The 12,485-nt window shown below is 38.5% G+C and carries 14 protein-coding genes; 12 read left to right on the top strand and 2 right to left on the bottom strand.

From position 1 onward, the window contains the following. Nucleotides 1-86 precede the first annotated feature (86 nt). Nucleotides 87-1,154 (top strand): MraY family glycosyltransferase, encoded by a 1,068-nt coding sequence (locus NSS78_RS16925; RefSeq protein ID WP_003212692.1) that lies wholly within the window; start codon nucleotides 87-89, stop codon nucleotides 1,152-1,154. 34 nt (nucleotides 1,155-1,188) lie between these two features. Here NSS78_RS16925 and NSS78_RS16920 read toward each other — a convergent pair whose 3' ends face one another. Together NSS78_RS16920 and NSS78_RS16915 are read right to left on the bottom strand one after the other, a co-directional pair. Continuing rightward, nucleotides 1,189-2,277 carry an LCP family protein gene (locus tag NSS78_RS16920; RefSeq protein WP_212045589.1) on the bottom strand — a complete coding sequence of 363 codons (1,089 nt, stop codon included), beginning with the start codon at nucleotides 2,275-2,277 and terminating at the stop codon, nucleotides 1,189-1,191. Next, nucleotides 2,262-2,930, bottom strand: a complete 669-nt coding sequence (locus tag NSS78_RS16915) for a YigZ family protein (RefSeq protein ID WP_003212936.1) — start codon at nucleotides 2,928-2,930, stop codon at nucleotides 2,262-2,264. Before NSS78_RS16915 ends, NSS78_RS16920 begins: the two co-directional genes overlap by 16 nt. Nucleotides 2,931-3,151: 221 nt before the next feature. Here NSS78_RS16915 and NSS78_RS16910 point away from each other — a divergent pair, with 221 nt between their 5' ends. The 11 genes from NSS78_RS16910 to flgL all read left to right on the top strand — a co-directional run bounded on the left by NSS78_RS16910 (nucleotide 3,152) and on the right by flgL (nucleotide 12,460). Further along, nucleotides 3,152-4,327 carry a sensor histidine kinase gene (locus NSS78_RS16910; protein ID WP_003213166.1) on the top strand — a complete coding sequence of 392 codons (1,176 nt, stop codon included), beginning with the start codon at nucleotides 3,152-3,154 and terminating at the stop codon, nucleotides 4,325-4,327. Nucleotides 4,328-4,391: 64 nt separating this feature from the next. Further along, complete coding sequence (gene degU, locus NSS78_RS16905; RefSeq protein ID WP_008348273.1) at nucleotides 4,392-5,081, top strand: two-component system response regulator DegU; 690 nt, start codon at nucleotides 4,392-4,394, stop codon at nucleotides 5,079-5,081. Between the two features lie 217 nt (nucleotides 5,082-5,298). After that, nucleotides 5,299-6,141, top strand: a complete 843-nt coding sequence (locus NSS78_RS16900; RefSeq protein ID WP_003213402.1) for a DegV family protein — start codon at nucleotides 5,299-5,301, stop codon at nucleotides 6,139-6,141. A gap of 371 nt (nucleotides 6,142-6,512) precedes the next feature. Further along, a complete protein-coding gene (locus tag NSS78_RS16895; RefSeq protein ID WP_335353006.1) occupies nucleotides 6,513-7,640 on the top strand; it encodes a DEAD/DEAH box helicase in 1,128 nt (375 codons plus the stop codon). Nucleotides 7,641-7,706: 66 nt separating this feature from the next. Further along, entirely contained in the window at nucleotides 7,707-8,000 is a 294-nt protein-coding gene (locus NSS78_RS16890; protein WP_050944343.1) for a competence protein ComFB, read from the top strand. Continuing rightward, nucleotides 7,997-8,683: a ComF family protein gene (locus NSS78_RS16885; RefSeq protein ID WP_212045588.1), complete on the top strand. Its 687-nt coding sequence runs from the start codon at nucleotides 7,997-7,999 to the stop codon at nucleotides 8,681-8,683. The genes NSS78_RS16890 and NSS78_RS16885 overlap by 4 nt, the downstream gene beginning before the upstream one ends. Before the next feature lie 56 nt (nucleotides 8,684-8,739). Further along, on the top strand, nucleotides 8,740-9,159 hold the full coding sequence (locus NSS78_RS16880) for a TIGR03826 family flagellar region protein (protein WP_003212865.1): 420 nt from the start codon (nucleotides 8,740-8,742) through the stop codon (nucleotides 9,157-9,159). 79 nt (nucleotides 9,160-9,238) lie between these two features. Beyond that, a complete protein-coding gene (gene flgM / locus NSS78_RS16875; protein WP_003213252.1) occupies nucleotides 9,239-9,502 on the top strand; it encodes a flagellar biosynthesis anti-sigma factor FlgM in 264 nt (87 codons plus the stop codon). 18 nt (nucleotides 9,503-9,520) lie between these two features. After that, nucleotides 9,521-10,003 carry a flagellar protein FlgN gene (locus tag NSS78_RS16870; protein WP_050944342.1) on the top strand — a complete coding sequence of 161 codons (483 nt, stop codon included), beginning with the start codon at nucleotides 9,521-9,523 and terminating at the stop codon, nucleotides 10,001-10,003. A 15-nt stretch (nucleotides 10,004-10,018) separates the two neighbouring features. Further along, nucleotides 10,019-11,539: a flagellar hook-associated protein FlgK gene (gene flgK, locus NSS78_RS16865; RefSeq protein ID WP_003213544.1), complete on the top strand. Its 1,521-nt coding sequence runs from the start codon at nucleotides 10,019-10,021 to the stop codon at nucleotides 11,537-11,539. A gap of 9 nt (nucleotides 11,540-11,548) precedes the next feature. Continuing rightward, a complete protein-coding gene (flgL, locus tag NSS78_RS16860) occupies nucleotides 11,549-12,460 on the top strand; it encodes a flagellar hook-associated protein FlgL (RefSeq protein ID WP_137054345.1) in 912 nt (303 codons plus the stop codon). The last annotated feature ends 25 nt before the right edge of the window (nucleotides 12,461-12,485 follow it).

Raw genomic sequence — 12,485 nt, 5'->3', positions numbered from 1 at the left:
CTTGTGATCATCCTCTATTCAATTGTATAATGGAAAGAGCGGCCAATATACAAAATACAGATTTCAATTTAGAAGGAGACTGACCTATGGATTACGAACGCGCCTTATTAGCGTTTTTTGTCTCTCTGGCTACAGTTTTAATTGTGACACCAATCGTCAAAAAGTTTGCAATTAAGATTGGTGCAGTGGACCAGCCGAATAAACGAAAAGTTCATGATAAAGTAATGCCTCGAATGGGTGGTTTGGCAATTTTTATTGGAGTAGCGGCTGGAGCATTAGCAGGCGGGCTGTTTCTACATAATAAAATTACAGCAATTTCAGTTGGTGCCGTACTCATCGTCATTTTAGGTATATTTGATGATAAATATAATTTAAGTGCAAGATTTAAATTTCTCGTACAAGTCCTAGTTGCTTGTTTGATTGTGAGCACGGGCTTAAAAATGGACTTCTTCTCTGTTCCTTTTTTAACAGATCGAATTGAGTTAGGCTGGATGGCATATCCCCTCACCGTGCTATGGATTGTGGGTATCACAAATGCCATTAATTTAATTGACGGCCTTGATGGACTAGCTGCCGGTATTTCTGTCATCGGTTTATCAACGATTGCAGTGATGGCATTTTCTGCTGATAAGATTCTGATTCTTTCTTTATCTCTTGTCGTCATTGGCAGTACGATCGGCTTTCTCTTTTACAACTTCCATCCAGCGAAGATTTTTATGGGAGATACCGGTTCGCTATTTTTAGGCTATATGATTTCGGTGCTGTCACTTTTAGGGTTATACAAAAGTGTCACTTTGTTTAGTGTTGTTGTTCCTGTGATCATTCTAGGTGTTCCTATATTTGATACGACCTTTGCAATCATTAGACGCATATTAAACAAACAGCCCATTTCATCACCGGACAAATCTCATATTCATCATAGACTAATGGCCTTTGGCTTGTCCCATCGCATGGCTGTCATCGTGATTTACATGATTGGCTTAGTCTTTAGCTTAAGTGCGATTTTGCTGACAAGCGCGACCATTTGGTTATCGCTGATCATTATCTTTTTACTGGTGATGTTTATGCAAGTGATTGCGGAAGTCACGGGTTTGGTCAACGAAGAGTTCAAACCATTTACGAAATTCTATAAACGAATGGTGAAAAGACAATAAAAAACAGCCCGTTCCTAGGAACTGGGCTGTTTTATTATTGTCCTGATGTGCTGGAAGGATTAGTTGTATCACTTGATCCTGTTTCACCAGAGGATGGATTGGTTTGTGAATCTGTTTCAGTCGAAGATTCAGTAGGAAGCTTTAAATGCGTCCGTAATGCATTTTGTACGTTAGCTAGATTGGTTTGATCTGGCTCAAAGTAATACGTTCGATTTGGTCCTAAATAAAGATCCGACCCTTTAATAGAAAGTGTTTCTGTGTCGTCTCCCTTAAACCCGCTGTAGATTTGCTGAAGCGCTAGACCTTCTGTGATACGGAAGTTGGTCGTAATATGATCACTGACTTCTTTAGCGATATTATCCACGTTCGCGATGTTATTTGCCTTCGACATTTGATCAATCATTGCACGTAAAATTTGTTTCTGACGATCATTACGTCCGAAATCACCGCGTGGATCTTGTTTTCTCATCCGCGCGTAAGCAAGTGCTTCTTCCCCGTTTAAATGCATATTGCCTTTTTTGAAATAAATCTTTTTCGATTTTTTCACATCACTTTTTTCATTGAAGTCAAATGGAACATCGATATCAATTCCACCGACTTCATCAATGACATCCTTGAATCCGTCAAAATCAACGGTCGCATATTTATCAATCGGAATATTCAAGAATTGTTCGACAGTTTCAATCGTTTCGTCTTTACCGCCTTTAGCATATGCTGCATTGATCTTTTCTTTACTTCCTGTCGTGTCACTTGCAAGCTGTACGCGTGTGTCACGGGGGATACTAACCATTTTCATCGTTTTGTCTTGAGGGTTAATTGTTGCGACAATAAGTGAATCTGAACGGCCATGATCACCATCTGTGGCATAATCCTCAATTCCGACAAAAAGTACAGAGAAGGGTTTCTTTTTAATATCAATGACCGCATCACGAAGCTTCGATTTCTCTCCGCGGTTTAGTTCGTCATATGTTTTGTCAGCGGCTTGAAGTGTATTGACTATTTTATAGACTGCAAATCCGCCCATGCAGATGATAAGAAGCAAAAATAAAACCAGGATACGTTTGAAAATTTTCTTCTTCTTACTCTTTTTCTTTCGTACACGCACTTTTACTCGTTGTGCCATTCATCTGTCTCCTTTATCGGACCAATGTCCTTTTCTAAATAAATCAGTTCGCCTTCTTTTGTAACACTCTTTCCATTTGTCAGCTCAGTCATCCATTCAATGAACTGCTCTGTTTGTGTTTCTTCTACATACGTCTCAAAAATAACATCTTCTGCATAATGAATTTCTTTTAGCTGAAAAGATGAGGCTCTAAGCTCATTCTCTACCTTTCCAAGCCATGTATAATCTATTGTTGTGTGCATCGTACGCATTAAACAGCGCTCTACCATCCCAACATGGTTGATGGCTTCTGATACAGATTTTCCGTAGGCACGAATCAAACCACCGGCGCCTAGCTTAATACCGCCGAAATAACGAGTGACTACTACGACTGTATCTTTCAGCTTCCGTTTTTTTAACACTTCAAGCATTGGCACACCTGCTGTACCACTTGGTTCACCATCATCATTCGCTTTTTGAATCAGGTCATGTTCTCCAATGAGATAGGCAGAACAATTATGTGTGGCATTCCAATGTTGTTTTTTAATGGATTGTATAAATGCTTGTGCTTCTTCTTCTGAGACAGCACGCTGTATATGACAAATAAAACGTGATTTTTCAATGACGATCTCATGCTCGCCACGACTTTTTACTGTAAGATAGCGATGCAGCAAAAGACATACCCTCCTGAAAAGCAAATTGTAAGACTAGAGAAAATTTGCATTGATTTTAGAATTTTACAGCGTATTTTGTTATGATGATAGGGGTAGAAAAAGGGTCGTCATAAAAACTTCATGATTTATACGCATTCTTTCATTATAATTCGACATAAAATGCAGATCAATGACATTTATAATAAAAAAAGATGACATCACTGTTACGGGAGGGAAAAGCCATGACAACACCTAAAATGGATCCGAAATTATTGGATTCAATCATCATGAAAATGCTTAGTACAGTTGATGGCAGCAAGGACGAAGTATTTAGGATAGGCGAACAGTCCCGTCAACAATATGAAAGCCTTGTAGAAGAGCTGAAGCAAATCAAGCAGCAAGTAAACGAAGTAATTGATTTTGGGGATAAACTAGAAGTCCATACGAGACATGCTAGAAATCGCTTATCTGAGGTCAGCAGAAACTTCAACAAATTTAGCGAAGAAGAAATACGGGAGGCCTACGAAAAAGCACATAATCTGCAAGTGGAACTCACTATGATCCAGCAGCGCGAAAAGCAGCTGAGAGAAAGAAGAGACGATCTGGAAAGACGATTGTTAAGCCTACAAGACGTCATTGAACGCTCTGAAACGCTTGTGAGTCAGATCACAGTTGTTCTCAACTATCTCAATCAGGACTTACGTCAAGTTGGCGTGTTACTTGAAGATGCTCAAGCAAAACAAGATTTTGGACTTAGAATTATTGAAGCCCAAGAAGAAGAACGCAAAAGGGTATCCCGTGAAATTCACGACGGTCCGGCCCAAATGCTGGCAAACGTAATGATGCGTTCCGAATTAATTGAACGTATTTTCAGAGACCGTGGGACAGAAGAAGGCTTTAAAGAAATTAGAAGTCTCAGACAGAATGTGCGAAATGCTCTGTACGAAGTGAGAAGAATCATTTATGATTTAAGACCAATGGCTTTAGATGATTTGGGTCTCATTCCGACGCTAAGAAAATATTTAAACACAATCGAAGAGTATGATGGAAAAACCAAGATCACGTTCCAATGCCTAGGGGATACAGAAAGCGAAAGAATTGCTTCTCAATTTGAAGTGGCACTGTTTAGACTAGCCCAAGAAGCTGTCACAAATTCACTAAAGCATTCCGAAGCTGAAGAAATCTCTGTAAAAGTAGAAGTCACGAAAGACTTTGTTACGTTAATTATCAAAGACGATGGAAAAGGCTTTGATATGAAAGATGTGAAAACAAACAAAAACAAATCCTTCGGTTTACTTGGCATGAAAGAACGCGTAGACTTACTGGAAGGTAAAATGACCATAGACTCAAAAATAGGTCTAGGGACATTCATCATGATTCGCGTGCCATTAACATTGCAAAATAAAATTGTAAAATAGAGACAAAAGACATATTGACCATAAAGTTCAGGTGTAGAACAATAAACATGGGGAGGCGTAGCTTGTGACTAAAGTAAATATTGTAATTATTGATGATCACCAATTATTCCGTGAAGGTGTCAAACGGATTTTAGATTTTGAACCTACTTTTGAAGTAGTTGCAGAAGGAGACGACGGAGACGAAGCTGCACGTATCGTAGAACACTATCATCCGGATGTTGTCATTATGGACATTAATATGCCGAATGTAAATGGTGTAGAGGCTACAAAGCAGCTAGTTGAGCTTTATCCCGAATCAAAAGTCATTATTCTATCTATTCATGATGATGAAAACTATGTGACACATGCATTGAAAACAGGAGCAAGAGGCTACCTGTTAAAAGAAATGGATGCAGACACGCTCATTGAAGCAGTGAAAGTCGTAGCTGACGGAGGATCTTATTTACATCCGAAAGTTACTCATAACTTAGTAAATGAATTCCGACGCCTAGCGACTAGTGGCGTTTCAGCACATCCACAGCATGAAGTATATCCTGAAATTCGCAGACCACTTCATATCTTAACAAGACGTGAGTGCGAAGTACTTCAAATGTTAGCTGACGGAAAGAGCAATAGAGGAATTGGTGAGTCGCTCTTTATTAGTGAGAAAACAGTCAAAAACCACGTGAGTAACATTTTACAAAAAATGAATGTAAACGACCGTACACAAGCTGTTGTTGTAGCAATTAAGAACGGCTGGGTAGAAATGAGATAATATTCCGGACAAGTACTCCTTTTTCGCCTGTTTTTGATTCTCTCACATGTTAATTTGAGAGAAATGATGGGTAGATAAGGAGTCTTTTTCGGATATAACGGGCTTGCCTATTGATTAGGCAGGCTTTTTTGATTACTATTATAAATCTAATGAATAACAATGATCATTCTTTGAAAATAAAAAAGAGCAACTTAACGGATAAGGAAGGTATTTAAGAATGAAAATAGCCGTTGTAACAGACAGTACTGCTTATATACCACAAGAGCTGCGTGATAAACATCATATTCATATGATCCCTCTGAATGTCATCTTTGGCAATGAATCATACCGTGAAGAAATAGAAATGGATTGGAAGACATATTATGAAGAAGTCAAAAAGCATAAAGACCTTCCAACCACCTCTCAGCCTGCTTTCGGTGAACTAATAGAATTATATGAAAAACTAAGTGAAACATATGATGCCGTGATTAGTATTCACCTTTCTAGCGGAATTAGTGGAACATATAATAGTGCAGCCTCAGCAAATGACCTAGTTGACGGAATTGACATTTACCCGTTTGATACAGAAACTAGCTGTATGGCACAAGGTTTTTATGTGATAGAAGCTGCTGAGAAAATCCAAGCTGGTGCTTCTCCAGAAGAAGTGTTAGCCCATCTCAATTACCTGAAAGAGAATCAGAGAGCTTATTTTATGGTAGACGATTTAACTCATTTACAAAGAGGCGGCAGATTAAATGGTGCTCAGGCTTTTATTGGGAGCCTCTTAAAGGTAAAGCCTATACTGCATTTTGACAACAAGCTAATTGTCCCTTTTGAGAAGATTCGTACACGGAAAAAAGCCATTTCACGTATGTTTGAACTATTTGATGAAGATGCATCGCGTGGTGTCCCGATGAGAGCAACAGTGATACATGGTAATAGAGAAGAAGAAGTAGACGATTTGATTGCGCACTTATCAGAAAAATATCCTCATGTTGAATTTTATAAAAGTTATTTTGGTGCTGTAATCGGCACTCATCTAGGCGAAGGCTCTTTAGCTCTTGGCTGGCTGATTAGATAAATCCTAAAAACCTCTTTTCTCTTAGAAAAGGGGTTTTGTTTTTCTTTTTTAGCTGTTGGACGAAAGGTCATGTCTTTGCGCATAATAGGCAAACATCAGTTGAAAGGTGTTTGTTGAAATTGAACATGGACAAAGCAATGGAACTAAGGAAGCACCTGCAGTCACGCCACCTGCTTACTGCTGAAACAAGATGCTCACAGTCTGATTTGGATTGGCTGGAGGAGAAGGGGTTAGTTATCCGAACACCTGCTATTGAGAGGAAAGCAAATGGTCTTATTTGCTGCAGATGTGGTGTATCAAAAAATCGGTACTTTGCCCACTCTTCGTGTGACAAGTGTCAAAAAGATTGTGTGTATTGTAGATCATGCATCATGATGGGGAAAACAACGGAATGTGGCTTTCTTTATGAATGGACGGGTCCACAAATGGAAGAAGCATGTCACTCGGAATTAACATGGCAGGGAAACCTGTCGAAAGGACAAAAAAGAGCGTCAGAGAAATTGATCGAAGCGATAAAAAACAAATCTGATCTACTCATCTGGGCAGTTTGCGGGGCAGGGAAAACAGAGGTGCTTTTTCACGGAATAGAATATGCCTTACATCAAGGAATGAGTGTCTGCATTGCGACACCTAGAACTGATGTTGTCCTTGAACTAGAGCCGCGGCTTAAAAAAGCTTTTCAAGGAATGAAAATAGCTGTTCTTTATGGAGGAAGTCCTCAAAGGTTCCAAATAGAAAAGTTAGTAATCGCTACAACTCACCAGTTGATGAGATATAAACATGCATTTGATGTGCTCATTATAGATGAAGTCGACGCCTTCCCTTATTCAATCGATGGACGTCTCCAATTTGCTGTTTTAAAGGCAATGAGAAAGAAAGGGGTTAGGGTTTATTTAAGTGCGACGCCGTCTAAGAAAATGATAAGAGATGTATCTCGTGGACAACTAGAAGCCATAAAAATTCCTCTGCGCTTTCACCAACAACCTTTACCGGTCCCATCCTTTCAATGGATTGGACATTGGAAGAAGAAATTAAAAAAGAATCAGCTCCCACCTAAAGTAATGAATTGGATGCAGAAACATATTACAAAAAAGAGAAGGGTTTTACTTTTTGTTCCTTCTATTTCTACTATGAAGAAGGTAACGAAGGTTCTTAGAAAGCACCATTTAAATGTAGAAGGGGTGTCTGCTGATGATCCAGATAGGAAACAAAAGGTCCAGCAATTCAGAGATTACAAATACGATGTACTAGTTACAACCACAATTCTAGAAAGAGGTGTAACCATTTCAAATGTGCAAGTGGGGGTACTAGGTGCAGAATCTACTATCTTTACAGAAAGTGCACTTGTTCAGATTTCTGGTAGAGCAGGTAGACATCCCGATTTTTTTAAAGGAGATGTTTTCTTTTTTCATTTTGGTTTAACGAGAAGTATGAAGCAAGCAAAGAAGCATATTGTAAAAATGAATGATACAGCTGAAAAAGAGTTCTCCGAAAAATAATGTAGGTTCAACTAAATTTCATGGTACAGTTATATTCACAATACACAAATGGCAGGAGAGACAAATATGCTACTCAATGCAAAAGAAACACTACTCAAGGAAATCCTCTATCAATATCTCAACCAATTAAACATGATTTGTCACTGTGAAAAGTGTATAGAAGATGTATTAGCGATTTCACTAAATCAAGTGAAGCCTCAGTATATAACAGATATCAATAAAATATCTTACAGTAAATCTGAGATGGTGGACAAACAGAAGAATACGGCCATGCTGGTCATTCTGACAGAAGCCGCTTCAAAGGTCTCCACATTTCCAAGATGCGAAAATCGTCTGCCAATAAATAAGGATAACAATTGATCTGCCTCATTTGTGAGGGGCATTTTGTCGCTTCTTTTACATGGAAATCATTACTTCTATTAAATGATGATCGTCTATGTATAGCATGTAAGCATCACCTAGAAAAAATTCAACGCCCGATTTGTCCAGCCTGCGGGAGAGCACAGTCGAACGATCAATTATGTCAAGACTGTTCCATGTGGAAAGAACGCCCTGATTCTACTACAGTACTTGTGAAAAATAGGTCTGTCTATGCTTACAACGATTTGATGAAAGATGTCCTTTCCCGCTTTAAATTTCGAGGTGATACAGCTTTAGCTGAGCTTTTTAAACAAGATGTCCGAGCAGTATTTAAGCGCTCTTTTTCAATGAAAGAACCTGTCCTGATCCCGATTCCTTTAAGTAAAGAAAGACTAAAGGAAAGAGGGTTTAATCAGTCCGTCATACTAGCTTCCTTGATTGGTGAGCCGATCCTTCAGCCGCTTGTGAAAATACATCAAAGCAAACAGTCCAAGAAAAAGAAAAATGAACGTTTATATCAAAAAGGAATGTTTCAAATCAAGCAGACAGATGCGATCGTTCAAAGGGATGTTATCTTAATTGACGACATTTATACAACAGGGGCCACCATTTATGATGCGGCGAGAATTTTAAAAGAAGCAGGTGCCAAAAGTGTTTCCTCTTTTACGTTGATCCGTAGTTAAAATTCAGGATAATTAACCGATAATAAGAAGAGAAAATAACGTAAGGGGTTTTGGTTATGAATCAATTGGCAAACTGCCCGCAATGTAATCAGCTGTTTTTAAAAACGACCATCCAAACGGTTTGTAACAAATGCTTTGAAGAAGAAGAACGTTCTTTTGATATCGTTTATAAATTCTTGCGAAAGCAAAGTAATAGACAATCAACCATTGCTGAAATAGTAGATGCAACAGAAGTTGATGAAGAATTAATCTTGAAATTTATCCGTTTGAAAAGACTTCAAATTAGCCAATTTCCGAATATCAACTATCCTTGTGAAAGATGTGGCCAACCGATCAGAAAAAACAAGCTGTGCAGTCAATGTGAACAGGACATTCAGTCGCAAATGAGTCAAATGAACCAAGAAGAAGAGCGTAAAAGGGAGATTGAATCTAGGAAAAAAGACACCTATTATGCCATTAATCCTAAAAACGATTGATTCCCTAAACTAAGTTGCAGTTTGGTCGATAAAATGGATAGAATCAAGACAGACTGTAACGGAAAGCGAGAGGAATCCCGTGAAAATTAATCGATATGGAACACAACCAGTAAATCCTTACAAGAAAACATATGAGAAACAAACGTTGCAATCAAATCAAGCAAAATCAACTGATAAAGTCGAAATTTCTAAAAAGGCAATCGAAATGCAAAAGGTGCCGAATATCATGAAAGAACGCCAAGATAAAATAGACCAAATTAAAAAAAGCATTGAAGCTGGAACATATCAAGTAGATACAAAGGGCATTGCTGATAAAATGCTGAATTTTTATAAACAACAATAACAAAAGGGAGTAGCGTGAATGTCAGTTAAAATAATCATTGAAGAGCTGCATCGTCTCTATGGATTGCATGAACAGCTTTTGAAGCTGTCGAAAGATAAAACAGAAATGCTGAAAAGTAATGAGATTGATGCTCTTTCAGAGGTTCTGAATTTAGAGCAAAAATATATTCAGGCCATTTCTCAATTAGAAGAAAAAAGAATTGAAGCGACAGTTCAATTTTTACAAAATGATGAACCGCCAACCATCACCGCGTGTATCGAAAAGGCTGAGGGTTCGGATCAAGAAGAGCTCATTTCGTTATATGACAAATTAAAAGACATCATGGTGGAACTGAAAGATGTAAATGAACTGAACAAACAGCTCATTCAGCAGTCGCTTCAATTTATTTCACTGACATTCGATCTCGTTAACCCTAATAAAGAAAATATGAATTACGGACAAAATGGTCTTGAGAGTTCAAAGCCTAAACAGCAGAGGGCTTTGTTTGATTCAAAGGCGTAAACAAGGAGGATACCAATGGGTTCTACATTCATGGGACTAGAAACGGCAAAAAGAGGAATCACAGCCCAGCGTGCAGGGCTTTATGTCACATCAAACAACGTCTCCAATGCAAATACAGATGGCTACTCAAGACAAAGAGTTACCTTTAAAGCAGATAATCCTTATCCAGTCATTTCAGTTTATGACGGCAAGACGTATGGCCAAATGGGGACAGGAGTTCAAGTTGGAACCGTTGAAAGAATTCGAGACAGCTTTTTAGATCTGCAATTCAGAGATCATAACAATAACTTGTCCTACTACTCAACAAAATCTGATGCCCTTTCGCAAATGGAGGGAGTCATGAATGATTTGACGGATGAAGGCTTAAACAGAGCTTTTGATAACCTTTGGAAATCATTGCAGGTCCTATCCGAAACCAAAAATGCTGATACAGCGTCTGCGCGTACAGTTGTTAAAACCAGTGCACAGGCTTTAGTAGATCAATTCCGTCTACTTAATTCTTCTTTAACAACGATACAAAAGAATTTAAAAACAGAACTCGATTCAACAGCCAAAAATGTGAACACGATTTTATCTCAAATAGATGAAGTGAACAAACAGATTGCAGCAGTTGAGCCAAACGGATATCTTCCAAATGATCTATATGATACGCGTGATGCGTTGGTAGATCAATTATCTTCACTTGTTGATATTAAAGTGAGCTACAATCCATCTGGCGGAAATGCACTCAAAATTGCAGAAGGAACTGTCAACATCGACATTATCGGTGCAAATGGACAATCTGCTGGAACGATTTTGAATGGCATTACGAACGAAAAATCTGAACTGCAAATCTCGTATGATAATACAACGGGACTTGTTAACTCACTTCAATTCGGAACAACAACCATTGCAGCAGATCAGCTTCAAGTGAATGGTAAAGTAAAAGCACTTGTTGAGGCTTATGGCTACATGTCAAATGGTGCTGAAAAAGGCATGTATCCAGACATGCTTGCAGAGCTTGATGAAGTAGCACAAGTCTTCATGGATACATTTAATGATGTGCATAAGCAGGGTTACACATTAAATGGCACAAGTGGACAAGACTTTTTTGATATCGAGAATAATAATGATCTGAATAAAGGTTTAGCTGCTCGTATCAAAGTGAGTGATGTTATTTTAGCATCAACAGATAATATTGCAGCATCTCTCAATCAAACAAAAGGTGACGGTTCGAATGCTACGAAATTAGCTGGTATTCAAGACTTAAAGGTACCAATCGGCGGCAATACAACGACGATCCAGGATTACTACCAAAATGTCATTGCTGAGATGGGGATTCAAGGGAAAAAGAACATAACGCTAGAAAGCAGTTCAGCCGCTCTTGTCAATTCAGCCAATGAGCGTAGAATGTCAACGAGTGCTGTTTCCATTGATGAAGAAATGACGAATATGATCCAATTTCAGCATGCATATAATGCAGCTGCGAGAGTTGTGACATTACAAGATGAAATATTGGATAAAGTAATAAACGGCATGGGTGTCGTAGGAAGGTAGGTATAACTGATGCGAGTCACACAAGGTATGATTTCTCAAAACTCACTTCGTAATATTAGTAAAAGTTATGAAAAACTTTCTAAAATAAATGAGCAAGCACAAACAGGGAGACGTTTCACAAAAACGTCTGATGATCCCGTTGCAGCAGTAAAAAGCCTTCAATATAGCACAGCAATGTTTCGAAATGATCAATATCAAAAAAACTTAAATGAAGCACAGAACTGGATTGATACATCTGAAACAAGTGTCACTGAAATCATTGATATTATGTCAAATGTACGAGATAAAGTGCTTGATGCGGCTAATGGAACAAAGCAGCCAGAAGATTTAGCAGCTGTCGGCGTGGAAATTGGTCAGATGAAGAAACAAATCATTGACGCGATGAACACTCAGATGTTAGGCAAGTTCGTATTTAATGGAACAAATACAAATGTCAAACCAGTTGTTGAGAACGCAGATGGTACGTTTACGTTTAACTTTGAAAACTATACAGATGCAAATTCTGTTAAGTCGAACATTTCTGATGGTATCACTTTAAATGTGAACTCAAATCCAATTTCAGCGTTTGGTGGACAGTCTGCCAGCGGTCAAAATGTCATTGAAATGCTGACGGATTTAGAAAACTCATTGAAAAATGGAACGTTCGCAAATTCTGATGATGCGTTAGGAAGTATCGATCAGTTTAAAGAAGTGATGAGTGCTGAGCGCTCGGACTTAGGAGCCCGTTCAAATCGTGTTGACTTAGTAGGCAGTCGCTTGACTTCACAATTCGAAGTACTGAAAAATGCCAAATCAGATAATGAAGATGTAGAAAGTGAAAAAGCAATTATTGATCTTCTTCAACAAGAGGTTGTGAATAGAGCTGCTTTAGCAACGACGGCTAAAGTTATTCAGCCATCCCTTGTCGATTTCTTAAGATAATAAAAAGCATCCGTTGGGTGCTTTT

Source organism: Bacillus sp. FSL W8-0920, from assembly GCF_038593215.1.
In the GTDB taxonomy this organism is placed as follows: domain Bacteria; phylum Bacillota; class Bacilli; order Bacillales; family Bacillaceae; genus Bacillus; species Bacillus pumilus.
Note: the sequence above shows the minus strand (reverse complement) of the source record. Positions and strands in the feature narration are given on the sequence as shown.